We start from the raw sequence: 25,195 nt of genomic DNA, 5'->3' as shown, positions 1-25,195 counted from the left end.
CTAGCCTGAGGGCTGTTCAGTGGCGTGCGCCGCCAGAGAACAGCGTGCCATGCGACCGCGATGTCGCACCGCAGACAGATACCGCCGGCGCCGGCAGGCCGCCGCGACACCGCGTGTCCGAGTCGGCGCTCAGCACAGAATCGAATGCAAGGTCGCCGCCGACCCGTCCGTCAGGCTGGCCACCTGGTCAATTGCCACGCGCAACCGTTCGTCATCATTCGACGCCTGCCGCCAGTCATCGAGGAACACCGTCTCCAGAGCGTCGCTCGGCCTCGGCGAGTCAGCCATAAGCACATCCACCAAATCGGTGACAATTCGCTGCTCTTGCTCATGGAACGGCTCACGTTCGCGGGGAGCCATGACGAAATACACAGACATCCCCTTAAGCGCCAGAATCTCATAGCGTGTCCGGTCAGGCACCACCACATGCGCCGCATACCGGGTCAACGGCCCGGTACCATATCGCTGCCGTGTGGCCGATTCCACCGATCCGGCGAAACGACCGATCAACGCGCTGGTCATGTTCTTCAACTGCGCCAACGCCTGCCGGGAACCATCGAAACGACCCGGCAGAAGTTGTCCGTCACGCAGCCGGAGCACCGCCGCCAGCAGAAGGTCCGGGTCCCACTGCCGCCCATACCATGCGCGCGCCGATTCGACCACCCGGTCGACAATCCGGTTGTCCTCGAGCGCCACCGGATTCAGTGTGCCGGTCGCAATCGCATCCTCAATATCATGCACGCTATAGGCGATGTCGTCGGATAGGTCCATCACCTGGCATTCCATCGGCGTACTGGCCTCGGGCGCCCCCTGCTTGAGCCAATGGAACACCGGCTCATCGTCTGGGTAGACGCCGAATTTCACGCTACGCTCCCCTTTGGGGTGAGCAGCCGCCTCGCGAAGCGTCCACGGGTATTTCACCGCGGCGTCCAATGCAGCGCGCGTCAGATTGACCCCGGCGGACCGCCCGTCGGGAAGGAATATCTTCGGCTCCAGTCGCGTCAGCAATCGCAAGGTCTGCGCGTTACCTTCGAATCCACCGATGTCCTTGGCGATTGCCGCCAACGCGCGTTCACCGTTGTGTCCGAATGGTGGATGCCCTAGGTCGTGTGCGAGGCACGCGCAATCGACAACGTCGGGATCGCAGCCGAGCAGAGCGCCGACTTGCCGGCCGATTTGCGCGACTTCGAGCGTATGTGTCAATCGCGTGCGCGCAAAATCGTCGGTTCCTGCGACCAGAATCTGGCTTTTACCGCCCAGCCTGCGCAGCGCGGACGAATGAATCAGTCTCGCCCGGTCGCGCTGGAACGCCGTGCGCGACGGGGATTTCGGCGGTTCAGGCGCCCAACGCTCTTCGTCCGCCGCGCAATACCCTTCAGTGGTGAGTACACGTTCGCTGTCGGCTGTAGTCGTCATATCTGCCCTTTCCCGTCTCCCCGTCGCGCATCCCAGCGCTAACATTCCAGACGCATACCGCCGATTACGGTTCGGCAATCCGCCGCAGGCAGCGCGCCGACCAGCGGTCAATAGCCGCGGCAGCCGCCGACGCAACCGACGACAACCCGCCGCCGAAGCACTCAAACAGTCAAGCAATCAAGTACTCAAGCGGTCGAGCGGGGCGGCCCGACAGGCGTCGCACGCCACGCCACCCGAAACCGCCTCGCTTCCCGCTTTGGTCTCGATTACAGGATGCTCGCCGGATCGAGTTTCGCCAAATCCTCAGGGGGCAGCACCTCGGGCGCGTGCAGATACAGGCGCGGGATGCGGTTGCGCAGGCAAGTGAAGATCTCGTAGCTGATGGTGTCCGCCGCGCGTGCCCAGTCGTCCGCGGTCGGTTCAGCGTAGTCCTCTCCCCTGCCCGGGCCGAACAGTTCAACGGTATCGCCCTCATGGACGCCCATTTCCGCCGCGCTGCCGTGCAGGTCGAGGATGAACTGGTCCATGCACACACGCCCGGAGACGCGCAACAGCTTCGGTCCCTGTTCGGTCATGACCCGCACCGGGCCGCCGAGCTTGGTGATGTGTTTGGCGCCTTGCATGTCGAATCCGGATGCGGAACGGTGAATGCCGTCAGCGTATCCGACCGGCACGATCGCGGTGCTCGTGGCCTGCGGCGTCAGATAAGTGCGGCCGTAGGAGATGCCGTGGCCTGATTCCACGTCCTTGACCGTGCCAAGCTGCGCCTGCAAAGTCATGGCTGGCTTCAAACGGTAGGTCTGCGGCGTGCCCATCGCCGGATCGGGCTCATAGCCGTACAGGCCGACGCCCGGCCGGGTGAGTTCGAAATGGATCTGCGGGCGGTCGAGCGTGGCCGCGGTATTGGCCAGATGTCTGATTTTCGGCGCGATTCCAGCTGCTCGCATCCGCTGAGTGAACTCGTTGAAGGTGGCGACCTGCTGGTCGGTCGCGTCGACGAATTCCGGAACATCCGGCGAATCGGCGACCGCCAGATGGCTCCACTGGCCGATGATATCGAGCACGCCTGCCTTGGCAAGCGGCACCAGCTTATCGAGCGCCGCGCCGAAGCCCTGCGGAGTGAAACCGTTGCGGCCGAACCCGGAATCGACCTTCACATGGACGCGCGCAGGACGCCCCACCTTGCGTGCGGCCGCGGCGAGCGCGTCGATGCCAGCGAGAGAGCCGACAGAGATGTCGATATCGTTGACGATCAGCTCATCGAACGGGACCTGCGTGCCGTTGTACACCCAGGTGAGAATGTGGCAACGGTCCGGGCCGATTCCGGCCTTGCGCAGCAGCAGCGCCTCATGCGATTGCGCGGTGCCGAGCCATGTGGCGCCTCCTGCGAGCGCGGCGAGGGCGGACGGAATCAACCCGTGCCCGTACGCGTCCGCCTTGACAACGCCCATCACCGCGGTGCCGGACTGGGGGCCGCCGACCACGGACACCAAATGCCGCATATTGTCGCGCATCGCCGCGAGGTCGACGATCGCCTGCGCCGGATATTGACGCAACGCGGCCTGATAATTCGCCTCGCCCTGCGCTGAGGAAAACTGCCATGCTGGTACTGCACTCAAAGTCATGCTCCCATTGTTGCGCAGGGAGGTAACATTCGCCGCACGCGTTTCCTCCCCGGCGGTTCCTTGTCCACATCGTGGAACCCTTCGCGTCATCGCCCCGGCGCGTCGGGCGCGACGGTTATAAAAGAGAAGGCAATGCGAATCATGGGGAATTCTGTTTCCCCGCCCCGATTCCGGATCATTCGTCGCGGCGCCTGTCCCGTCGCGTTATCGGAAGAGAATTCATGAACCTGCTACGTAAGAAATCCGTCGAAAGCATGGTCGCGCAGGCCACGCCACTCAAACGGACGTTGAAAACCTTCGATTTGACGATGCTCGGCATCGGCGCGATTATCGGCACCGGTATCTTCGTGCTCACCGGCAAGGGAGCGCTGACCGCCGGCCCGGCATTGTGTGTGTCCTTCCTGCTGGCCGCGGTATGCTGCGGGTTCGCCGGCCTGTGCTACGCAGAATTCGCATCGATGGTGCCAGTCAGCGGTTCCGCCTACTCGTACGCGTATGTGGCGTTCGGCGAAATCATCGCCTTCATGATCGGTTGGGATCTGATTCTTGAATACGCACTCCAGGCGGCGACCGTCTCCGCCGGATGGAGCGGGTATTTCAACAAGCTCTTGGAAGGCTTCGGCATCCACCTGCCGGTCGAACTGACCGCGGCATACGGCACCACGCCGGGGGTCACAACCTATTTCAACCTGCCCGGATTCATTGTCGTGCTGCTGATCACGTGGGTGCTGTCCATCGGTATCAACCAGACGAAGCGAACGAACGACATCATGGTGATGATCAAACTCGCAATCATCGTGCTGTTCATCGTATGCACGGTGTGGTATGTCAACCCGGCGAACTGGAAACCGTTCTCCCCGTACGGCTGGTACACCTTCCAGCCGGGTTCGACCAAGCCGATGGGCATCATTCCGGCGGCTTCGATTGTGTTCTTCAGTTTCATCGGCTTTGACGCAGTGTCCTCGTCCGCGGAGGAAACGGTCGAACCGAACAAGACCCTGCCGCGCGGCATCCTGTATTCGCTGATCATCTCGACCGTGCTGTACGTCATCATGACGCTTATCATGACGGGCATCGTCAAATACCCTGAATTCGCGAAGTTTGTGGATGCCCCGGTCGCCGGTGTGATTCTCGCCACCGGGCTCAACTGGCTCGCCTTCGTTGTCAATCTGGGCGCGCTGATCGGCATGACCACGGTGATGCTCGTCCAGCTGTACGGTCAGTCGCGCATCTGCTATGCGATGAGCCGCGACGGCCTGTTCCCTAAGTTCTTCGGCGAGGTCAACAAGAAGTTCCACACGCCGTTCAAGGGCACATGGTTCTTCGGCATTCTCACGGCGATCGCCGGCGGATTCATCAATATCAACATCCTGTTCGAACTGGTGAATATCGGCACGCTGTCCGCATTCATCATCGTGTCGGCGGGCGTGCTGTGGATGCGCAAGACCCAGCCGGACGCCCATCGCGGCTTCCGCGCCCCTGGTGTTCCGGTCACGCCGATCCTGGCGATTGTGTTCTGCTGCGTCCTGATCGCCGGCCTCAATTGGGAGACTTGGGTGCGGTTCGTGGTCTGGTTCGCACTCGGTTTGATCGTGTATTTCGCGTACGGCCGCAAGCACTCGAAGCTCGGTGTGGCGGAAGGCGGCGTTTCGGCGGCGCAGTCCGGTATTGCCGGTGGCAATCAGGCTGGCGACAACGCCGATGCCCCCGACAGCTTGGTGTCCTTCGAATCCTAAGACCCTGCGGTATTGCAAATTGCGCTGAATTCAGCGCCACCCCAGATACCGTTATGCCGCCGGTTGCTTCTCCGCAATCGGCGGCATTGTATTATCGCCTACCGGCCAGCATTCAGCCGTTCACCATTCGTGGCGCTGGTAGGCGATCCGCGTGGTGTCGGTCGGCCGGTCGATGAGCTGGATCAGCCCACACCGCGTGAACCCACAGGTTTCAAGAACGTGCTGCATGGCTTTGTTGTTCGGATGGGTGTCCGCCCGGACGTTGCCGTACTGTTTGAGCGCCCATTCCAGGCATTCCCGCGCCGCATGGCGGATCAGACCGGACGAAGCGATGCGGTGGATGGTCACGTAGGCGTCATCGTCAAGCCACTGCCCGTCGATGGTCTGATAGGTCGGGTCTTCGCCCGTACAAGCCGCAAATTGCGCGAGAATCCGCTCATTGGCGCCGCTTCCGTCAACCAACAGGATGCTGCGATGACGCATGATATCATCCTGCACGACTTCCGGTTTCGGGAAGGTATGCCCCCATTGGGTGGGGTTCCCGTTGCGGGCCATCAGCTCACGGGCGCGCTCGTAGTTCTGCTCCATCACCGGAAAATCGCGCATGGTGGCGTGCCGGAATCGCCGTGCAACCATATTGTCTGTCTCCTAGCCGTAGATAAAACCTGCTCAACCCTACCACGGCATATAACACGGCATCTGTGACGTGGCGCACGCAACGCACAGCAAACGAATCCAACATCCCCAGCCGAGATCGCAACGGCGGGATGTGTCACCGCTTGATGACACATCCCGCCGTTATCTCACGCGAATGCCGATAAGCATACCGGCACGCAACACCTCCGCTCAGACCACCTTGCGTTCGAACGGATCAGAGCTGATGCCCTTCGCCAGGATGTCCTTGCACCATTCCTTGGCAGTGAACAGGCTGTGGTCGCGGTAGTTGCCGCAGCTTTCGATTGTGGTCGCCGGCACATCGTCCCAAGTTGCCTTGTAAGCGATGAATTCCAAGGATTCCTTGAGCGCACGCGCAACATCCTCCGTGCTGTGCGTGCCCCAGGTCAGCAGATGGAATCCGGTACGGCAGCCGAACGGCGAGCAGTCGATATACCCCGGGATGCGTTCGCGCAGCAGCACCGCGATGGTGTGCTCGATGGTGTGCAGGCCGGCGGTCGGAATGGCGTTCTCGTTGGGCTGGACCAGCCGTAGGTCGTAATTCGAGATCACATCGCCGTTCGGGCCGGTTTCGGTGTCGATGTAGCGCACGTACGGCGCCTTCACCTTCGTGTGGTCAAGCTGGAAGCTTTCGACAACCGGCTTGTCGTCCTGCGTGGGCTTGGATTCATCGCTCATAGTACCTCCTCGATGCCGGGGTGGCCCGCGTTGCACACGCGGACCACCCGCTTTCGATGCCTAGTCTAGCCCGCCCGGATGTATGCCGCCGCGGGCGAGAGCGTATAGGGCATAGGAAAAAGCTATGCCCGGCTAGCGTGGCGCGGGCGCATGCGCTTCGGCGGCGGATTTTGCTGGCAGCAGCCGGCTCGACGAAAGGCGCTGCGCTGCTCAAACCGGTCAGAAGATGTCCACGTGCAGTGATGGGGCCTTCCAACGACGGCCTTTCAGCTCGGTGTCCAGCGCTTCGAGCGTCCCGTCGGCGACAGCCTTGTCGTACCGCTCGATCATCGAGGTCGCGTTCTCCTCTTCCTCGACCTGCTCTTTGACGAACCAGTCGAGGAACTTCGCGCTGTCTGTGTCCCCGGCCGCCTCTGCGGCATCGTGGAGCGTATGAATCAGCCCGGTGACATACTGTTCATGAGCGAGCGCGAAGTGCAGCGGATCGTCATCGTCTGTAATGGTTTTGTCGGGTTTGGCGATCGGCAGCAGCTCAATGGTTTCGCCGCACTTGAGCATCCATGCGCGCATAAGCATCGCATGGTCGCGTTCCTCCTGCACCTGCACGTCGTACCAGTTGCCGAAGCCGTGCAGGCCACGATTGTGATAATAATCCGCGAAATCCATATACAGATAGGCGGAATAGAGCTCCTTATTGAACTGGTCGTTGAGCAGTTCCCTGAGATGACGGTCCATCATGTCAGCCTCCTTGCTTTTCGGGCGTGCGTTGGGCCCCGGTCGTGCGTACGTGCAGGCGGAATGGCGCAATGGCGCAATGGCCATATTCCGCGGCACCCGCCGGTACCGGTGTCGTCTTCGCCGTCGCTATCGTCTTCAATGACGACACGGTCCATGCTATCGCCGCCGAGCCGCAGGGTGTGGGAGGCTCGCCGGCGTGTCACGGCCGATTTTGCGCGATCGCCTCCATGAACTTCGCACCATACTGGCGCAGCTTGCTCTTCCCCACCCCGCTGACTTCAAGGAATTCCTGATCATTGGAAGGTTTGAGCCGAACCATGTCACGCAACGAACGGTCGGAGAACACGATATACGGCGGCTTGCCGATTTCCTGCGCGATGCTGCGGCGCAAGGCGCGCAACCGTTGGAACAGCTGTTCGTCCGCCTCGGTGAATTCCGCGGCATCCTGCGCTTGCATGGCCGTAGCGCCCTGGCCGAGCGCGCCGCCAGTCGCACCCGCAGCACGCGAACGCCCACTCGTTTGCCGTTGGATACGCTTGATTTCGTAATGAAAATCAGGGGCGACTGTCTGCGCTGCGAGCGGCCCGAATTGGACGATGGGCAACCGGCCTTCGGTGATCGCGAGGAAACCGTCAACGCTCATCTGGTTGAGCACATCGCGGATCCGCGCTTCGGGGACACTGCCCAGCACGCCGTAGCTCGGCACCTTATCGAGGCCGCGATTGAGCAAATCCTGGGCCTTGGAACCACGCAGGACCGCCACGATCTTGCCCATGCCGTAGCTCTGCCCCAAATCGTGGACGCACCGGCTGATCGCCCGCGCGGTGTCCGTAACGTCGAGCGTCTCGAAATTGCCTTCGCAGTTCGAGCAGTTCCCGCATTTTGCGGTCGGGCCCTCCGGCTGAGCCGGACCGTTGGACGCAATCAAGTTTGCCGGCCCCTGCTCGGTTTCGGGGTCGGCGAAATACCTGACCATATAGTCATGCAGGCAGTGCGTGGTGCGGCAGTAGCCAATCATCCCATCCAACAGACGACGTTTCGAGGCACGGACGATTTGCTGCTCCTCAGGGTCGAGGCGCTCGTTGTCACCGTTCAAGTCAAGCAGACGCCGGCGGGTGACGATATCGCTGTCATTCCACAGGAGCGTGCACCGACTGGGTTCGCCGTCACGCCCGGCGCGACCGGCCTCTTGATAGTATGCTTCGATGCTTTCGGGCATATTGTGGTGAATCACATAACGCACGTCGGATTTGTCGATGCCCATACCGAACGCGTTCGTGGCAACAACAACCGGCACGCGGTCGGTGACGAAATCCCGCTGAGTGCGCGACCGGTCTTCCGGCGCCATGCCCCCATGGTAGGCGGCGGCAATCGGGCCGTCCGGCAAGCCTGCTGGGGCCTCCGCGTCGCCATGTGTTCCGGATGCCGCCATGAGGCTTGGAACCGCATGGTTGAGCGCGGCTGCCACCGCTTCGGTCTCCTTGCGAGTGGCACAGTACACGATGCCGGATTCTCCGGGGTGCGTCGCCACGTATTGCGCAATCCATGCGGTTTTGCGTTTGGTTTCCATCCGGATGACGTCGAAATAGAGGTTTGGACGGTCGAATCCAGTGACGGTAATCAGCGGGTTGCGCAGGTGAATCAGCGAAACGATGTCGCGACGCACTTTGCCTGTTGCGGTCGCGGTGAACGCGGCGACAATCGGCCTAACCGGAAGCGCGTCAATGAACTCGCCGATACCCAGATATGAGGAGCGGAAATCCTGCCCCCACTGCGAAACGCAATGTGCCTCGTCCACCGTGACCAGCGAGATGCGCGTGTGTACGGCAAAATCGCGGAATCGCCCGGTTTCCAAACGTTCCGGGGCAACATACAGCATGCGAATCTTGCCTTGGGCAGCTTGGGTGAGCACGGCGTCCTGCTCGTCAGGGCTTTGCGTGGTGTTGACGTACGCCGCGAGAATGCCCGCGTCTTGGAGCGCATCCACTTGGTCGCGCATCAGGGATATCAGCGGGGAGATGACAATGGTCAGACCCGGCAGCAAGGTGGCGGGGATCTGGTAGCAGATGGATTTGCCCGCGCCGGTGGGCATGACGCCGAGTACGTCACGGCCTTGAAGGATTGCGGTGACGAGTCCGGTTTGACCGGGACGGAACGAATCGTAGCCAAAATACTGTTTCAGCGCGGTGAGCGCCGGCGCCGGTGCAGGCGTTTCGATTCCCGTGTCCCCGCGAGAGTTGTCCATCATTCTCGACACGCCTGTCGAAGCTGCCATACCCGTCGCGCGCGTGATGCCCATCGCCGAATTCCCTGCCGTCATATCCCCCGAGTCTATCCTGCGCGGCGGAACTGGCGACTTTTCTGCCCGTCGTGCGCCACGCAGCCGCACCGCGGGCAGATAGCCGGCTTCAAGCCACCGACCGACAACCACCGGCGTCCCCCCCCCCCCACGACGGCAACAAAGAACGACCGGCAAGCAACAACGATGGGCGTCCGGAGCGCCATCATCGCTCCGGACGCCCATCATCACGTCCCCTGACGGATGCCGGCGCCCAAGTATCCGGCATCCATCCAGCTTCTTCTTATCTTCTCTTCCGGTCAGGCCTGCTCAAGCGCCTGATCGAGGTCGGCAATCAAATCATCCGCATCCTCAATGCCCACAGACAGACGCACCAAGTTCGCCGGAACCTCAAGCGTCGTCCCGGACACCGAGGCGTGGGTCATGGCCGCCGGCAGCTCGATCAGGGATTCCACGCCGCCGAGCGATTCGGCGAGCGTGAAGATCTTCGTGGCCGCGGCGAACCGCTTGGCCGCCTCGAGCCCGCCCTTGAACTGGACGGAAACCATGCCGCCGAAGCCGCCGTGCATCTGGCGTGCGGCGATTTCATGGCCCGGATGCGATTCGAGGCCCGGGTACCACACGCGCTCGATCTGCGGCTTGTCTTCGAACCATTCGGCGATTTTGAGCGCGTTGCGGCTATGCTGCTTGACACGCAGATCCAAGGTCTTCAAGCCCCGGATGTCCAGCCAGGAGTCGAACGGCGAAGGCACAGCGCCCGCGGAATTCTGCAGGAATGCGACCTTGTCGCGGATCTCCTCGTCGTTGAGCACGACCGCGCCGCCGACCACGTCGGAATGGCCGCCGATGTACTTGGTCGTCGAGTAGACCACCACGTCGGCGCCATCATCGAGCGGATGCTGCAGCACCGGGGATGCGAAGGTGTTGTCCACCGCGACCTTCGTGCCGTGCGCGTGCGCGACCGCGGCGGTCGCCGCAATATCGGTGATGTTGAGCAGCGGGTTGCTCGGCGTCTCCACCCAGATCCACTCGTAATGCTTGGATTCGAGGGCCGCGCTCACCGCCGCGGTGTCGGTGATGTCGACCACGTCAAGGTTCACGCCCCACGGCACGAACACCTTGGACAGCAGGCGGTAAGTGCCGCCGTACACGTCGTTGCCGAGCAAGACGCTGTCGCCGGGCTTCAAGGTGGAGCGTAGCAGCACGTCAATCGCGGCGAGGCCGGATGAGAAGGCGAGCGCATACTTGGCGCCTTCGATGGCGGCCAGCTGTGCGTCGAAGGAATCACGTGTCGGGTTGATCGAGCGGCTGTAATCGTAGCCGTTGCGCAGACCGCCGACACCGTCCTGCTTGAAGGTCGAGGTCATGTAGATTGGCGTGACGACGGCGCCGGTGATCGGGTCAGGCTCCTGGCCGGCGTGGATGGCGCGCGTGGCGAGCTTGGTGGCGGCGAAATCCTTGGCGGACTGTTCGAATGATGCGACGGACATGATTGTTGTTCCTTTCGGTTGTGGTTATGAGCCTAGATGGTTGTGCGGGGTTTGTCCCGCGTGTCGGTATCGGTTTTGGTGATGACGGGTTGATATCGGATGTAGGGTTGATTGTCGGACCGCTGATGTGCGGGCGAAATCAAGCTGAATCAATCGTGTGGAATCACGCGAGCGGAATCACAGGTATTGCTCGGCGATGGACGGGCTGCTGGTACGGTCGACAACGTCGCCGTAGCCGTTGGCTCGCATCCAGTCGTCGTTGAAAATCTTCTCCAAATAGCTGCGTCCGGAATCCGGCAGCAGCACGACGACCAGCTGATGTTCGTCCAGATTGTTCTCACGCGCGTATTTGAGTGCTCCGGCGACCGCCATGCCGGAGGAACCGCCGACCAGCAGGCCTTCCTCCTTGGCCAGGCGGCGGGTCATCTCGAAGGCCTCGGCGTCGGTGACCTGCTTGATGTCGTCGGTGATGTTGCGATCGAAGGCCTCTGGGTAGAAGTCCTCGCCAACACCCTCGATATTGTACTGGTGGACGTCATTCGGGTTGGAGTAGATGGAGCCTTCCGGATCGGCACCAATGACCTTGACGGCCCCGTGGGAGACTTCCTTGAGGTAGCGGCCGGTGCCGGAAATCGTACCTCCCGTGCCGATGCCGGCGACAAAATGCGTGACCTTGTGGTCAGTCGCTTCCCAGATTTCCGGGCCGGTGGTCTCATAGTGACTGCGCGGGCCATTCGGGTTGCTGTACTGATTCGGCTTGAACGCGCCGGGGATGGCGGCGGCGAGTCGGTCGGACACGTTGTAGTAAGAACGCGGGTCGTCCGGCTCGACGTTGGTGGGGGTGACGACGACTTCGGCGCCATACGCCCGCAACACTGCGCGCTTGGACTCGGACACCTTGTCCGGCACGACGAAAATCGTGCGATAGCCGCGCTGCTGGGCGACCAAGGCGAGGCCGACACCCGTGTTGCCGCTGGTCGGTTCCACGATCACACCACCCGGCTTGAGTTGACCGGATTCCTCCGCAGCGGTGATGATGCGCTCGGCAATGCGGTCCTTGGATGAGCCGCCCGGGTTGAAATACTCGACTTTGACGACGATGTCCGCTTTCACGCCATCAGTGACGTGGTGCAGACGGACAAGAGGGGTGTTGCCGATGAGGTCGGTGAGTGAATCGTGGATGGTCATGATGTCTCGTTTCTGTGCTTGGGCTTTGTGTCTTGCTTTGTGATGGGCTGACCGATGGATGGGTCGGCGGTGTGGTGCCTGGCCATCGGTTGAGTGCACAAGAAACGATTCCGGCAAGACGTGATATCGGTTGTTCCGACCACATCGATTCGGGTAACTGCCCGGCAAATCGCCGGTTCATCGTGATTGCGTCACAATCCAGCGTAGACGATGTTCATGATGGTTATTCATCTTGCTGTAATCGTGTGCAGATCCGCATGCCCTTCCATGTGGTCTGCCGGAATCCTATCTCAAGTTGTGCGTTGTCAACCGCTCGCCAAGGGGCGTCGGTTAGCGACAACAACAACATGAGAAATACGTCATGGCTCTTACCGTAGCACGCCCCCTGACAACGGCGTATCACAGCATCTCATATCGTGAGACGGCTTTTCGATTGCCCGGAACTTGCAACGAGACGCTTTTGCCTTGTCTCGAGGTTCATCCACCCTCGGCCGGCGTGGGCCCCGACCCGCTTCGGCAACCGCTTTACCGCCGCGATTTTCGTCAACCCCGCGTGTCCCTGAGATACAGTGGAGTCATGCACAGCACCGCCACCGATCGCACGGGCGCCCCGACGTTCGCAAGCGACACCGCCGCAACAACAACCATCAAGCGCGCCAGGTCGCACACCCGGCACCGCATTCTCCGCATTCTTCGCCCGGATTGGCTGCCATTCGCGATTGTGTGGGCCCTCGCCTCGGTCATCATCGTGCTGCTCACCATATCGACCCACCCTGTTGACGCCACATACCAGTTGCATTACGCCGACGGAACCTTCCTCGTGGATCGGGCGCAGTATCAGCGGCTCGCTGACGCGTTCCTCCACGGCAGAACATGGCTTGACGTCCATGTGCCCGACTGGCTCGCGGCCATGGACAATCCATACGACGCGCAGGTCAGAGGTGCGGAGGGCACGGCGAGCGGCGACCCATCGCTGTGGGATTGGGCGTTCTATCACGGCCGCTATTACTGCTATTTCGGGCCACTCCCGGCAATCGTGCTGTTCGCCCCATACAAAGCACTGACCGGAATGGATCTGTCGACCGCCGCCGCGTGCGCAATCCTGGCAATCGCCGCTTGCGCATCACTGATCTTCCTGGTGCAGACCTTGTGGAAACGGTTCTGGAAGGGGACGCCACGCTGGTTCGTCGTGCTGGCGTGCACCGCAATCATTGCGGCATCGGGACTGTCCTATCTCGTCCTCGTCCCGTGGTTCTACTCGATTCCGATCCTCGCCTCGCTGGCTCTCGCACCCACGGGAATCGCGCTGTGGGCACGGTCCGCTGACGATATCGGCTCGGTTCCCCGAACCGGGATGGTCGCTGCGGGATCGCTACTCGTCGCACTCACCATGATGTGCAGACCGACATTTATTCTGACAGCGGTCTTCGGTCTTATCTTGCTATGGCCGCAAATCAGGTCGCGCGAAATGCTTGCCGTTCGGTCACGACACGCGATTCAAGCCAGTCTTGCGGCAATCGTGCCGTTCCTTCTCGTCGGTGGCGTCATGATGTGGTACAACGCCGCCCGATTTGGCAATCCGCTTGATTTCGGAGCCGTATACAATCTGACCGGCTTCGATATGACGCAACGCCACATCAGTCTGAAAGCCCGGCTGTTCGGTGCGGCTCTGCTGCTGTTCGCCCCGATCAGATTTACCCGCGAGTTCCCGTTCACCGCGGATGTTTTCGCCGCTGATGCCGCGAATCCTTGGGCGTTTCTGATCCATAACAGAGACGTCATCGCGGAGCCGACGGTGGGAGGTATCGTCGCGTTGTCGCCGATCTGCTTGCTCGCACTGCCAGCGGTCATATGGTTCATCGTCTCACGCTTTTCACGCGGCATGGATGACTCGAGTGGCATGGTCAGCTCGCACAAGCGGACGGAAGAAGTCGGAACGACGGAGGTGTCGTCAGGGACGCAATCAAGAATGCCGTCGGCAGTATCGCTGGAAAAGTCGCACGAAATGACGCGAGGAATGTCAAGGTCATGCGCAATTGGCATCACGTGCCTGTTGCTTGTCGGTGTCATCGTGTGTATCGATGTTTCTATCGGCGTCAACGCGCGATATATGTGCGATATGGCGTGGCTGGCGGTCATCGGCACCGTGTGTCTGCTGATGCCAGCGGAAGCGGCAAGTCGAATGAAGGGGCACCGCTGGCTGACCGTCACGATTGTAGTCTTCCTTGCGCTTGGGCTCGCGCTGCAAGCGCTTTGGCTGATGACAACCGGGCGGTTCGAAGCTTGGAATGTCTCGAATCCGGCGCTATACGCGTGGCTGCAGGGAGTGTTCACGCACTGATCGCGTCTGCCGCCGCGGGTGTTACTCCGATCTGCACGCGAACCGGCCCATAGGAATCCGACAAGCTGGTAGCGCTCCACAGTCGCTTACTGCAATCTGTTCGCGGCCAGTCTCCATTGGAATGGCTGCGAACGAGATTCGGCGCCTATTTCCTCATCCATCAGACGATAGGCGTTAGGCGATAGGCAACAGGCGTTAAGCACAGTCAACCAATAATGGACAGCATCATCAGCCCGCATCCTCTGTCTCATCTCTTTGATTGTGAGCCGCCACTCACAATCAAAGAGCTTCCACTCAACAGCCACACCTGCAACGACCAACCCTCACGCTGATTGTGAGCGACCACTCACAACGAACAACTCGGTCAGACCATCCAGACCGCGCATGCCCAGACCCATCTTCCAATTGTGAGTCGCCACTCACAACCAAAGAACTTTCACGCACCACCGCGCCCACGATGGACAATCGCTCATGCTGATTGTGAGCGACCACTCACAACGACGCATCAACGTCTGCGGATTCGCATCGGAACGCCGCACTCTCTCTCGTTGGCTATGTGAGTCGCCACTCACAACTAGTTCGAGCGCAGAGCGACCGACGCATGCTTCCACACGAACAGCGCGTTGATTGTGAGCCACCACTCACAACGAAGAACTCCAGTCGCGACAATCATACCGACCTCGCCTAAACCACCAACCAATTGTGAGCCGTCACTCACAACCAGTGGTTGAACGGCGGAAACCCCGAACTCCGCCACACGAGTTGTCTGCCGATTGTGAGCACCGACTCACAATCAATGCGCGCAGCCACGCTGTATCCGCCCCAGCCGCATTGCCAACTCATCGATTGTGAGCAGCCACTCACAACCAACGGAGGTTGACTTACCAGTTGCACCCGCAATGACCAGCCCTCACGTTGGTTGTGAGTCGCCACTCACAACGAAACAAGAGAATCCGCGAATCGGCCTCAAATCGTAAACACTTGACCGCTGATTGTGAGTCATCACTCACAATCAATAGGTAATATCGCACGGCAACCAACAACAGCGCAGGGCGGTCGACACACATTGCCGCACGAACGACTCATTGATTGTGAGTCATCACTCACAACGAAGTGGCATTTACCCACCAGATGTATCTGCTCCAACCGATCGCCGTAGTTGGTTGTGAGTCGCCACTCACAATCAACTACAGTGCGGGGCGGCCGTTGCACATCACCGCCCGAACGACTCATTGATTGTGAGCGACCACTCACAATCAAGTACGGGGCGAGGGATGTCGCTACACCGCCAACACCAACACCAACACCAGAACCAGAACCAACGCATCGAAATGCTCTCGCAACACTGCCGGCACGCGTGCGTCTAAGGTGGAAGCATGAGCGAAACATCAACATCAGCCGCAGCCGACATCCAGCCAATCATCGAAACACAGCCCGAACGCACCGATCTGCCGCTGGCCGTCATGCCGGTGGTCGTTGCCTCCATGATCCCGTATTTCAAGGAGAACATCAGCCTGTTGCACGACGTGATCCGTCTGCGCATGTACGGCGATTTCACACTCGACGAAAACACCATCGTCAGCCGCTGCCAAGACGCCGACGCCGTGATGATCATCGGATTCCATGTCACCGATTCGATCTTCAACCGGCTGACCGAAAGCGCCCACGTACGTTGCTTCGCATTCGGCGGCACAGGTGTCGCGAGCTACATCAACCTACAGGCTGCCCGAGAGCGCGGCGTGCGTGTGTGCAACGTCGTGCGCTACGGCGATCATGCGGTCGCCGAGCACGCGTTCGCACTGCTGATGGAGCTCGCCCGGCACGTCGGCGATCTCAACCGCCAAGTGCATGCCGGCAGCTGGGAAGGCGCCGACGGTTACGCTTTGCATGGCAAGACGGTCGGATTGGTGGGATTCGGCGGCATCGGCCAGGTGTTCGCCCGCATGCTCCAAGGGTTCGGCATGAACGTACTCGTGTGGAATTCACATCTTGATCAGGACGCGGTCGCGCGACTCGGAGTCACACCGGTCGACGATATGGGCGATATGTTCGAGCGCTCCGACATCATCTCCCTGCACATGCCGCTGCTCGCCGCCACCAAAGGCATCGTCACCGCGCAATCGCTGGAGCACATCAAGCCCGGGACGCTGTTCATCAACACCGCACGCGCCGAGGTCATCGAACAAGGTGCGCTTGCCAAGCGTCTCGCCCGCGGGGATGTGAAGGCCGCGTTGGATGTGTTCGAGCATGAGCCGCTTCCCCAAGACGACCCGCTGCGCCAGGTGCCGGGCATCATTATGACCCCGCATGTCGCTTGGCGCAACGAGGAAGCGTATCGCAACTTGACTCGTCAGGTCTTCCAATCGGTCGCCGCGTTCGCGACCGGAAGCGATTTCAACGCCGTCGTCAAATAGTCCACATCGTCATTCCGCGATCGGCTCGCGACTACCGTGCTCCCTTTCTGCTTCTGCCGACGCTGAGAAACCGGTCAGTGTCTGAAGAAGGTTGGACATCTGCTTCTACCGACACTCACCCGCGCCTCAACGTCGGTAGAAGGTCACGCTCCAGTTTCTGCCGACGCTCACGGCCCGCTCAGCGTCGGTAGAAGCAGAAATGACGGGAAACGACTTGCTGGATATGGGTTGTCGGGCGGTACCACCACGATGACAGCCACCATACGGCGGCAGCCACTACACATCTCCACTCGACGATGACTATGCGCGGGCGACACCATCCAGCGACGACCACAACTGACGCCGATCACCATGCTGCGGCGTCGATGAGCTGCTTCGTGTAGGCGGATTGCGGATGCGTGAGCAGGTCGCTGGTGGCGGCGGTCTCCTCGATTCGCCCGTCATGCAGCACGACAATCCGGTCGGCAATATGCTGCACAACTCCCAGGTCGTGGGACACGATGACCATCGCGGTCCGAGGCCGTTTCCTCCGGATTTCCGCCAATGCGTCCAGAATCTGGACACGCCCTGAGACGTCGACCGCGCTCATCGGCTCGTCAGCAAGCACGATTCGCGGTTCGGCGACTATCGCCCGCGCGATGGCGACCCGCTGCGCCTGCCCGCCTGACATATCGACCGGATACCGTCCGATGAACTCATCTGGATCAAGCCCGACCATCCCCAACGCCCGGCGTACCGCACCGGCGATATCGTCCGATGCCGCTCGCCTCCCAGCGTCGCCCGCTCTATGCCCGGCTTGTCTTGCAATCAGTCCTTCCGCAATCGATTCCCCGGCCGTCCAGCGCGGGTCGAGTGACGTGAACGGATTTTGGAACACCAGCCCCGATTCGTTTCTCAGCCGTAGCATGCCCAGCGAACGCACTCCGCTCAAGGCAACGCCTCGATACGTAACCGTGCCCGAATCGGCCTGCTCCAAGCCGAATGCAATGCGGGTCAGCGTGGTTTTTCCGGACCCCGACCCGCCGATCACCGCCAGACACTCCCCTTCGGCGACATCCATATCCACGTTGAACAGCACCTGGGTCCGTCGCGAACGGGAGCCGAAGGACTTGTCGACCCCCCGCACGGACAGCAGCGGTTCCTTCTTGTCTGACGCGACATCGCGCCCGTCGGGAACGATGACTTCTGCCGGTACGGTGTTCCTGCTTTTCTCACCCATGTTGACGCTCCCGATTCGTATCCATACGCGCAGTGCCGTCCATATCCACGCCTGCACCCACACCCGTGTCCAGTGTCAGCAGCTTCGCGGCACGCACCAACGCGCGTGTCGCCGGTTCCCCAGGATTACGCAGCAGATCTTCAGTTCCCCCCGTCTCGACCACACGCCCGCCGTCGATGACGACGCATCGCGTAGTCGCCCGTGACAGCACCGCGAAATCATGGGTGATGAACAGCATCGATGCACCGGCCGATTCGACCAACGAAACGAGCAGATCGATGATGGAACGCTGCACAATCGCGTCAAGCGCAGTGGTCGGCTCATCAGCGATAATCAGCCGCGGCGAGGTAATCAACGCCGTGGCGATGCCGACACGCTGCTGTTGGCCGCCGGAGAGCTCATGCGGGTAGGCGCCCGCGAGTCTTTGCGGCAGGCCGACCCGTTCCAGCATGGTCATCGCTCGGTCGTGCCGCTCATCTGCGTCCAAATCATAATGCAGGCGCAGCGGCAGACAGACCTGTTGCTCAACGGTCAGCACCGGATTGAGCGCCGCTCCGGGGTTCTGGAACACAAGCCCAACGTATCGACCGCGCAAATCGGCAAGTTCCGCATCATCCATGGTGTCGACCCGCTTGCCGCCAATGTTCAAGCTGCCGTCCACGCGCGCGGTTCGAGGCAACAAGCCGGTCACCGCTTTGACCAGCATGGATTTGCCTGACCCGGATGCCCCAATCAGCCCAACGCGTTCACCGGCGTCGACATGCAAAGACACCCGCTTCAATACAGCATGCCCGCCGATGGTCACATTCAGATCGCGGACATCAAGGATTGTGGGGCGCGCGCTACCGGCGGCGTTCGTCGCACGGCTCACGTCGGCATGACCAACACCGGCATGACCCGCATCGGCAGCACCGCCCGCACCGGTGCCATCGACCCCGGCAGCATTCGCCGTCATGCCGCCCATATTCGGCTCACTCGCATCCAGATTGTTCATGATTCCGCCTCCTCGCCTCGATCTGCCGGCCCTGAACGTCCGACCTCCACCCGACGCAGCTCAGGATTGGCCAACGGGTCCGCGCAATCGCGAATCGCATCCCCCAGCAGATACAGCGCGGTCACCACGAGTGTGACTACCAAGCCCGGCCACAGCACCGTCAGCGGATACACGCTGATCAGCCGCACCGACGTGGTCAGCGAATGCCCCCAACTCGGCACGCCCGACGGCACACCGACACCCAGATAGGTCAACCCCGCCTCGGCCAGAATCGAAGTCCCCGCGCTCATCGACAGCTGCACGGCAAGCACCGGGAAGGTCGAGGGCACGATATGCCGCACGAACACACGCCACGGGCCGACACCGCTCGCCCTGGCCGCCTCCACGTATGCGCTCCGGGCTGCCAAAGCCGCCGTCGGCCTCAGTATTCGCGCCATATTCAGCCCGTACGTGATACCGCACGCCGCGACGACCACCGCAATTGACGTGCCGAAGGGAACGGCGAACAGCAGGGCGAGCAGCACCGTCGGAATCGCGATCAGCGCGTCCACGACCACTACGCTTGCCGAGGCGAGCATCCGGCGGGTCGATACCATCGCGGCGGTGAGCGCGAGTCCAATCGCCGCGGACACCAGTACGGTCAGCACGGCAACCGCCAAATCCGTGCGTGAGCCGGCCATCAGCCAGCTGAGCACATCCGCGCCCACGCCATCCGTACCGAGCAGATGGGCAGCGGACGGCGACGCCCACGCATCGTCGCCATCGGTATGCAGCAGCGGGTAGGGCGTCCACACAAGCGACACCGCGGACACGACCAGCCACAACGCCATGACAATCAGCGCAAACCGCCCACCCGTCCGGCCCCACATGCCGCGCAGGATAATCCCTTGTCTGACATGCAACGGTAATCTGCCGTAGAAGCCGCCGCGGGACGGGTGTCTCACAGGCCCGACATGCCGCGAACCCGCGGTATTGGCAGGATGTCCGACATCGGCGGGAAGCCTAGTTGCACCCGGATGCTCTGCATCGCCCGAAAGCTCAGAAAGCCTTGTATCAGCCGAGTGAACGATTGTCTCGGATTGCCCCGACGATGTCGGACGCCCAGTTTCCTGCGAGCGCCCACGACGATTACGTGATGAAGCCATATCTTCCCTCACCCCCGTTCCTCGGATTGCCCGCCCAACCGCGGGTCAAGCGCATGATGAAGCATATCGACCAGCACGCCGAGCAGCAGGAAGAATGCGGCGAGCAGGAACAGTTCGCTTTGCACGGCGACCAGATCACGATTGCCGACATCGCCGATCAGCATGGCGCCCAATCCGGGAAGATTGAACAGACTTTCAACAACCATGACGCCGGTGACCATCTGTGCGAAAGTCAACCCCGCCACCGACACCAGCTGCGCGGCAGACAACCGCAATCCCACGCCGAGCATCGCCTGTCGACGCGTCATCCCACACGCCATGGCCATCGCCACGGCGTCGCTGTCCTCCATCGATATCAGACAGGCGCGCGTATAGCGCATGATTGCGGCCCCCGCCACCAATCCGGTCGCGATGGCGGGCAGAATCAACGATGCGAGAGCCGCTACCGGGTTGCGCCAGCCGGCATCGGGGAATCCCTGCGACGGCAGGATGCCGACAAGTCCGACCCCGCGGCCGAACAGCATGATGAGCAGCAGCCCGCCCCACAACGCCGGCACCGCACCACCGACGATGGCGAGGATATGCAACACGCCACGCACCCGCGAATTCGCGGCAAGCACCGCCTGGCAGCCAAGTGGAACGCCTACGCCAAGGGCGACGATCAGGCTCAATACAATCAGTGGCATGGTGATGGCCGCATGTGACCCGACCTGTGAGGAGACCGAGCGTCCGCTGATTGCAGACACCCCCATATTCCCGCGCATCAGACCCGACAACCAATCCGCATATTGCTGCGGGTACGAACGGTCCAGCCCCATCTGCGAGCGCAACGCAGCCACGCGCGCAGGCGTGGCGTTCGTGCCCGCCATGACGGACGCCACGTCACCCGGCAGAATCCGCAACGTGACAAACACCAGCAGCGACAGACCGAGCAGGGCGGCTACGAACAGCACCAGCCGACGAATCAGATATCTCATTGCCTTGATGCTCCTTGTCTGTGACTCTTGCCGCGTATCACCGCGTCCTGCCAGATGTTGCCGCGTTGTCTTGCCGTATATCGTGCCGCGTATCGCCGCCTGCTGCCAGTCAGCAGTCTGCTGCCAAACCGTATCGCAGCCGTTGCGCCGCTACGCTCTACGCTGTGCCGGCGTGTACGTGACCTTCCACAACGGCAGCACACTCTGGGTCAGCCGGGAAGGGAACCCGGTGACCCCTTTGGCCTGTGCGACGCTCACCCGGTAGGCGAACAGCCAGTCGGCGGGTGCATCCTCGCTGACAATCCTCGCCGCCTGCTTGAGATAGCTTGCGCTGTCCTCGTCGTCCGTTGCAGCGAGCGCCTTGGCGTACAGCGCCTGCACCTGCGGATTGTCGTAATGGTAGTAGTAGTCGGGCTGCGTCCACTTGTAGAAGTCGTGGCTTTCCGCATGGTCGACGAGCGAGAGGTCGTAATCGCCGTTGGTGTGCACGTCCTGGAGCCATGTGGAGAATTCCACGCTGTTGATGCTCAAATCGATGCCGATGCGGCTCAATTGGCTGCGCAGCTGCTCACCAAGCTCGGAACCGTAGATACTCGTCGCGTAGGTGAGCGTCAGCTTGAGCGGGTGACTGGTGGAATACCCTGCCTGTTGCAAGAGGCTCTTGGCTTTGGTGGGATCGTATGGATACAGGCCGGTCAAGTCCTCGTAGCCGGGGTCAACGGACGGGATCGGCCCGCCGAGCGCCGCATCCACTCCCCCGCGCGAGGCGATGATCTCCTTGTGGTTAATCGCATAGCGGATCGCCTGCCGTATGCGTTTGTCGGAGGTTTTCACACCCGTGCAGTTGAACGCGAGCACGAATTTGTCGCTGCCGTCGTTCGCCTTGATGGTGTATTTCCCACTGCTCTTGAGCTTGCCGGTCATATTCGCGTTGACCGGGGACAGGACTTGCACGTCCCCGCTGGTCAGCGCGTTGAGCGCCGCGTTGTCGTCCGGCAGGAAGCGCACGGTGACGGTGGTTGTGCGGGCCTTGTGCGCACTGCCCCAATACTTCGGGTTCGCTTGCAGGACAAGCTTGCTGCTGGAATCAAACGACTTAACCATGTACGGCCCGGAGCCGACCGCCGTGGTTTTCGCGTCATACCGCGCGTCTTTGTCGAAGACCAGGCCGGGCCGGCCGGAGAGGTACCACAGCATATTCGCGTCGGGACGGCTCAGCGTGAGTTTCACGGTGGTTGCGTCCGGGGCACTGGCTTGCTTGAGGTTCTCGACCTGGTCGCTGTTGTAGTAGTGCTTGGATTTGAGCTGGTTGATGGACCATGCGACATCGGTGGCGTCGAGTGTGTCGCCGTTGGAGAAGTTCATATGCTCGTTGAGCTTGAAGGTGTAGGTCAGCCCGTCGTTGCTGATGGTCCAGCTTTTCGCGAGACCGGGTTCGACTTCGTTGTTCGAGTTGCGTGAGACGAGCGCTTCGTAAACGTTGCCGATGAGCAGCTGTTCGAGTGCGGAACCGGATTGGTTGCGGATGTCGAGGCTCACGGGCGCGAGTTTGATGCCGATGGCGATGCTGTCTGATTGTGCCGGCGCTGCTGCCTTGCGCGAGTGTGAGTTCACGATGGCGATGCATGCGACAAGCGCGACAATCACCAAGGCGGCGACCACCCAGATGATTGGGCGATGCCCGTCATGCCTCTTCTTGCGTTGCTTCGCATGCGCGTTCAGACTAGCGTCGGTGCTCGCGTTGGTATCAGCGTTCGCGCCAGTATTGGCGCGGGTGTCTTCCGTCGCATGCGGCGGCTGGGTTGTGGTGTCTGGTTCGGTTGCGTCGGATGTACCGTACGCACCATTGGACTTGGCCATGGTTGCTCCTCTGTTCGGCCGTTGGGCCTGCTTATGTTGAGTCGGTTGGCCACCCATGCGGGTCGACCACCTCGCATCATGATACGCGTGCAGGCGGATTGTCTGGCGTCACCCCCGGCCCGATTGCCGCTCCAGCCCTCCGCCTGCGCGCACATCAAAGCCAAACCGGCGAATTCAGCGGGTGTTGCGCGCGTAAATCGATGCCAGTCCTTTGAAAATCAAATCGGGGTCATATACGTCGATCAGATCGGTATCGTCCTTGAACATGCGTCCGAGCCCGCCGGTGGCGATGACGCGAAACTCCCCGTCAATCTCCTGCTGGAACTGTCGGATGGTGCGTTCGATGCCACCGAGGAAGTTGTAGTAGAGCCCCGCCTGCATCGCGTCCTTCGTGTTCTTCGCGAGAATCGACTTGGGCCGTGTAATCTCGACTTCCGGCAACTGGGCGGTTTCGTTCCACAGGGCCGCCGCCGCGGTGCGGATGCCGGTGGTGATCAGCCCGCTGCGGATGCTGCCCTTACTATCCACGTAGTTGAAGGTCGTGGCCGTCCCGAAATCCGCGACAAGCGCCGGCCCGCCGTAGGTGAAATACGCGCCCACGCAGTCGGCGAGGCAATCGGCGCCCATGGTTTTGGGATTGTCCATGACCACGTTGATGCCCGTTTTGATGCCCGGACCGACAATCATCGGGTCGATGCCGAGGAATTTCACGATGCTCGCACGGAAGGAATACATGACTTTCGGCACGACAGACACGATAATCACGTCCTGCACATCGCTCGGGCTGTACCCACTCATCGCGAGGAATTCGGTGATCATGAGCCCGTATTCGTCCGACGTGTGGTTGGCTTTTGTGGTGATCCGGTAGGTGCCCCTCATCTGCTCCTTGCGGTCCCCATCGAGGAAGCCGAGCACGATATTCGTATTGCCGATGTCTACTGCCAACAGCATGGGTGTCCTTTCATCCGCGTTTTCGTAATTGCCCTCATGATCCGGATTCTTTACAAACCTCCGGCTGTCGATTCGCTCTAATCCGTCAGACGTTCCTGCCGCATCCGGGCAAGCCTGCCAAGAATGACAGCCGCAAGGTCGCGCTTGTCCATCAGTGGCTGCGGTTCTGCGTGGATTTTCGACCCGTCCTCGCCCTTAGTGGCATTCTTGTCAGTATCCGGCGTGAGGATCACCACCCGGTTCGTATCGTGCGCGAAACCGGCCCCCGGTTCGTTGAGGTCGTTGGCGACGAGCATGTCGCAATGCTTGCGTTCCAGCTTGGATTGCGCGTTGGCGAGCAGGTCCTGCGTCTCCATCGCGAACCCGCAGACGAGCTGCGAGCCGTCCGGGCGTTTGTGCTCGCCCGCCCAAGCGAGGATGTCCGGGTTCTGTACCAGCGTGATCGGCGGCATGACTTCCCCGGTTTTCTTGATTTTCTGCTCGCTGCGATGCTCCGGGCGGAAATCGCCGACCGCGGCGGCCATGATGGTGATATCCGCCTGCGCGAAGTGGCCATGCACCGCGTCAAACATCTCCTGCGCGGTCTGTACATGGACAGTGTGCACGCCGTCCGGCTCGTCAAGCGAAACCGGCCCGGATACGAGCGTGACCTCGGCTCCCATGGCCTGCGCCGCCTGGGCGAGCGCATACCCCATTTTCCCAGTCGAATGGTTGGTCAGGTACCGTACCGGGTCGAGCGGCTCCTGGGTGGGGCCGGCAGTGACCAGCACGTGTAATCCAGCCAATTCGTCGTTCGCAGGCTGGTCGGTCTCCGTCTTCGTGCCGCATCTGCTGGCGGCCGCACTCTCGGCGGCCTGTTCAACGGCATCCTCGATGTCCTCCAAATCGGCGAGCTTGCCTTTGCCGGTGTCCTGGCAGGCGAGCCGTCCGGTTGCCGGTTCGACGATCGTCCACCCGAATTCACGGCATGCGGCGATATTGCGCTGGGTGACGGGATTGTTGTACATGCGCGTGTTCATCGCCGGGCACAGGATTTTGGGACCCTCATATGCCAACACCATCGAAGTGAGATAATCGTCGGCGATGCCGTGCGCGATTTTGGCGATGATATCGGCGGTCGCGGGCGCAATCACCAGCACGTCCGCCCATTTCGCGTCATCGATATGGCTGATGCCAAGCCGCTGCGCATCCAATGCATCCTGGGAATCCGCGGTATCGGGGAACATTGCCGTGCGTACCGGCGTGTGAGCGAGGGACGCGAACGAAAGCGGGGTGACGAACCGTTGCGCGGCCGCGGTCATGGCGACCCGCGTCTCATACCCGCATTTGCCCCAATCACTGACCAGTTGGCATGCTTTGAACGCCGCGATGCTGCCGGTGACACCGAGCATGATATGGGTTGAAGCCATACGACCTCCCAAACGCCGCGCTGTTGCGGCGGTCTGTACT

At 61.3% G+C, this 25,195-nt stretch carries 18 protein-coding genes; 3 read left to right on the top strand and 15 right to left on the bottom strand.

From position 1 onward, the window contains the following. Positions 1-129 precede the first annotated feature (129 nt). Entirely contained in the window at positions 130-1,416 is a 1,287-nt protein-coding gene (locus tag ACTQYB_RS03425; protein WP_441481882.1) for a deoxyguanosinetriphosphate triphosphohydrolase, read from the bottom strand. Between the two features lie 266 nt (positions 1,417-1,682). Next, complete coding sequence (gene alr, locus ACTQYB_RS03420) at positions 1,683-3,041, bottom strand: alanine racemase (protein WP_441481881.1); 1,359 nt, start codon at positions 3,039-3,041, stop codon at positions 1,683-1,685. Between the two features lie 221 nt (positions 3,042-3,262). Here alr and ACTQYB_RS03415 point away from each other — a divergent pair, with 221 nt between their 5' ends. Further along, positions 3,263-4,777 (top strand): APC family permease, encoded by a 1,515-nt coding sequence (locus tag ACTQYB_RS03415; RefSeq protein WP_033506344.1) that lies wholly within the window; start codon positions 3,263-3,265, stop codon positions 4,775-4,777. Between the two features lie 120 nt (positions 4,778-4,897). On the opposite strand, the gene ACTQYB_RS03410 is transcribed toward ACTQYB_RS03415, so the two are convergent. The 6 genes from ACTQYB_RS03410 to ACTQYB_RS03385 form a co-directional block, all read right to left on the bottom strand. Further along, positions 4,898-5,413, bottom strand: coding sequence for a GNAT family N-acetyltransferase (locus ACTQYB_RS03410; RefSeq protein WP_026650514.1), 516 nt, complete (start codon positions 5,411-5,413; stop codon positions 4,898-4,900). A 210-nt stretch (positions 5,414-5,623) separates the two neighbouring features. Beyond that, positions 5,624-6,130 (bottom strand): S-ribosylhomocysteine lyase, encoded by a 507-nt coding sequence (locus tag ACTQYB_RS03405; RefSeq protein WP_026502245.1) that lies wholly within the window; start codon positions 6,128-6,130, stop codon positions 5,624-5,626. A 219-nt stretch (positions 6,131-6,349) separates the two neighbouring features. Further along, the gene (locus tag ACTQYB_RS03400; RefSeq protein WP_441481880.1) at positions 6,350-6,868 is read right to left on the bottom strand and encodes a ferritin; all 519 of its coding nucleotides are present in this window, start codon (positions 6,866-6,868) and stop codon (positions 6,350-6,352) included. 199 nt (positions 6,869-7,067) lie between these two features. Next, positions 7,068-9,113 (bottom strand): RecQ family ATP-dependent DNA helicase, encoded by a 2,046-nt coding sequence (locus tag ACTQYB_RS03395; protein WP_441481920.1) that lies wholly within the window; start codon positions 9,111-9,113, stop codon positions 7,068-7,070. A 353-nt stretch (positions 9,114-9,466) separates the two neighbouring features. Beyond that, positions 9,467-10,657, bottom strand: coding sequence for a cystathionine gamma-synthase (locus ACTQYB_RS03390; protein WP_441481879.1), 1,191 nt, complete (start codon positions 10,655-10,657; stop codon positions 9,467-9,469). 177 nt (positions 10,658-10,834) lie between these two features. After that, the gene (locus tag ACTQYB_RS03385) at positions 10,835-11,845 is read right to left on the bottom strand and encodes a pyridoxal-phosphate dependent enzyme (RefSeq protein WP_441481878.1); all 1,011 of its coding nucleotides are present in this window, start codon (positions 11,843-11,845) and stop codon (positions 10,835-10,837) included. A 577-nt stretch (positions 11,846-12,422) separates the two neighbouring features. On the opposite strand from ACTQYB_RS03385, the gene ACTQYB_RS03380 reads away from it, so the two are divergent. Continuing rightward, complete coding sequence (locus ACTQYB_RS03380; protein WP_441481877.1) at positions 12,423-14,186, top strand: hypothetical protein; 1,764 nt, start codon at positions 12,423-12,425, stop codon at positions 14,184-14,186. 1,376 nt (positions 14,187-15,562) lie between these two features. Beyond that, positions 15,563-16,600 carry a D-2-hydroxyacid dehydrogenase family protein gene (locus ACTQYB_RS03375; protein ID WP_441481876.1) on the top strand — a complete coding sequence of 346 codons (1,038 nt, stop codon included), beginning with the start codon at positions 15,563-15,565 and terminating at the stop codon, positions 16,598-16,600. Between the two features lie 346 nt (positions 16,601-16,946). Here ACTQYB_RS03375 and ACTQYB_RS03370 read toward each other — a convergent pair whose 3' ends face one another. From ACTQYB_RS03370 to coaBC, 7 genes are all read right to left on the bottom strand, one after another. Continuing rightward, positions 16,947-17,819, bottom strand: a complete 873-nt coding sequence (locus ACTQYB_RS03370) for an ABC transporter ATP-binding protein (RefSeq protein WP_441481875.1) — start codon at positions 17,817-17,819, stop codon at positions 16,947-16,949. Further along, complete coding sequence (locus ACTQYB_RS03365) at positions 17,812-18,813, bottom strand: ABC transporter ATP-binding protein (RefSeq protein ID WP_441481874.1); 1,002 nt, start codon at positions 18,811-18,813, stop codon at positions 17,812-17,814. Before ACTQYB_RS03365 ends, ACTQYB_RS03370 begins: the two co-directional genes overlap by 8 nt. Further along, complete coding sequence (locus ACTQYB_RS03360) at positions 18,810-19,682, bottom strand: ABC transporter permease (protein ID WP_441481919.1); 873 nt, start codon at positions 19,680-19,682, stop codon at positions 18,810-18,812. Before ACTQYB_RS03360 ends, ACTQYB_RS03365 begins: the two co-directional genes overlap by 4 nt. A 284-nt stretch (positions 19,683-19,966) precedes the next feature. Then, on the bottom strand, positions 19,967-20,935 hold the full coding sequence (locus tag ACTQYB_RS03355; protein ID WP_441481873.1) for an ABC transporter permease: 969 nt from the start codon (positions 20,933-20,935) through the stop codon (positions 19,967-19,969). Positions 20,936-21,085: 150 nt separating this feature from the next. Next, positions 21,086-22,795, bottom strand: a complete 1,710-nt coding sequence (locus ACTQYB_RS03350; RefSeq protein ID WP_441481872.1) for an ABC transporter substrate-binding protein — start codon at positions 22,793-22,795, stop codon at positions 21,086-21,088. 174 nt (positions 22,796-22,969) lie between these two features. Further along, positions 22,970-23,746, bottom strand: a complete 777-nt coding sequence (locus tag ACTQYB_RS03345) for a type III pantothenate kinase (protein ID WP_321046087.1) — start codon at positions 23,744-23,746, stop codon at positions 22,970-22,972. 77 nt (positions 23,747-23,823) lie between these two features. Next, on the bottom strand, positions 23,824-25,155 hold the full coding sequence (gene coaBC / locus ACTQYB_RS03340; RefSeq protein ID WP_412170591.1) for a bifunctional phosphopantothenoylcysteine decarboxylase/phosphopantothenate--cysteine ligase CoaBC: 1,332 nt from the start codon (positions 25,153-25,155) through the stop codon (positions 23,824-23,826). Between the last annotated feature and the right edge of the window lie 40 nt (positions 25,156-25,195).

The sequence above is a fragment of the Bifidobacterium sp. LCP19S3_E9 genome (assembly GCF_052121135.1).
Classification (GTDB): domain Bacteria; phylum Actinomycetota; class Actinomycetes; order Actinomycetales; family Bifidobacteriaceae; genus Bifidobacterium; species Bifidobacterium thermacidophilum.
Note: the sequence above shows the minus strand (reverse complement) of the source record. Positions and strands in the feature narration are given on the sequence as shown.

Coding starts and splice junctions, on each gene's coding strand:
- ACTQYB_RS03425 (WP_441481882.1), bottom strand. CDS start 1,416: ATGACGACTACAGCCGACAGCGAACGTGTACTCACCACTGAAGGGTAT.
- alr (WP_441481881.1), bottom strand. CDS start 3,041: ATGACTTTGAGTGCAGTACCAGCATGGCAGTTTTCCTCAGCGCAGGGC.
- ACTQYB_RS03415 (WP_033506344.1), top strand. CDS start 3,263: ATGAACCTGCTACGTAAGAAATCCGTCGAAAGCATGGTCGCGCAGGCC.
- ACTQYB_RS03410 (WP_026650514.1), bottom strand. CDS start 5,413: ATGGTTGCACGGCGATTCCGGCACGCCACCATGCGCGATTTTCCGGTG.
- ACTQYB_RS03405 (WP_026502245.1), bottom strand. CDS start 6,130: ATGAGCGATGAATCCAAGCCCACGCAGGACGACAAGCCGGTTGTCGAA.
- ACTQYB_RS03400 (WP_441481880.1), bottom strand. CDS start 6,868: ATGATGGACCGTCATCTCAGGGAACTGCTCAACGACCAGTTCAATAAG.
- ACTQYB_RS03395 (WP_441481920.1), bottom strand. CDS start 9,113: ATGGACAACTCTCGCGGGGACACGGGAATCGAAACGCCTGCACCGGCG.
- ACTQYB_RS03390 (WP_441481879.1), bottom strand. CDS start 10,657: ATGTCCGTCGCATCATTCGAACAGTCCGCCAAGGATTTCGCCGCCACC.
- ACTQYB_RS03385 (WP_441481878.1), bottom strand. CDS start 11,845: ATGACCATCCACGATTCACTCACCGACCTCATCGGCAACACCCCTCTT.
- ACTQYB_RS03380 (WP_441481877.1), top strand. CDS start 12,423: ATGCACAGCACCGCCACCGATCGCACGGGCGCCCCGACGTTCGCAAGC.
- ACTQYB_RS03375 (WP_441481876.1), top strand. CDS start 15,563: ATGAGCGAAACATCAACATCAGCCGCAGCCGACATCCAGCCAATCATC.
- ACTQYB_RS03370 (WP_441481875.1), bottom strand. CDS start 17,819: ATGGGTGAGAAAAGCAGGAACACCGTACCGGCAGAAGTCATCGTTCCC.
- ACTQYB_RS03365 (WP_441481874.1), bottom strand. CDS start 18,813: ATGAACAATCTGGATGCGAGTGAGCCGAATATGGGCGGCATGACGGCG.
- ACTQYB_RS03360 (WP_441481919.1), bottom strand. CDS start 19,682: ATGTGGGGCCGGACGGGTGGGCGGTTTGCGCTGATTGTCATGGCGTTG.
- ACTQYB_RS03355 (WP_441481873.1), bottom strand. CDS start 20,935: ATGAGATATCTGATTCGTCGGCTGGTGCTGTTCGTAGCCGCCCTGCTC.
- ACTQYB_RS03350 (WP_441481872.1), bottom strand. CDS start 22,795: ATGGCCAAGTCCAATGGTGCGTACGGTACATCCGACGCAACCGAACCA.
- ACTQYB_RS03345 (WP_321046087.1), bottom strand. CDS start 23,746: ATGCTGTTGGCAGTAGACATCGGCAATACGAATATCGTGCTCGGCTTC.
- coaBC (WP_412170591.1), bottom strand. CDS start 25,155: ATGGCTTCAACCCATATCATGCTCGGTGTCACCGGCAGCATCGCGGCG.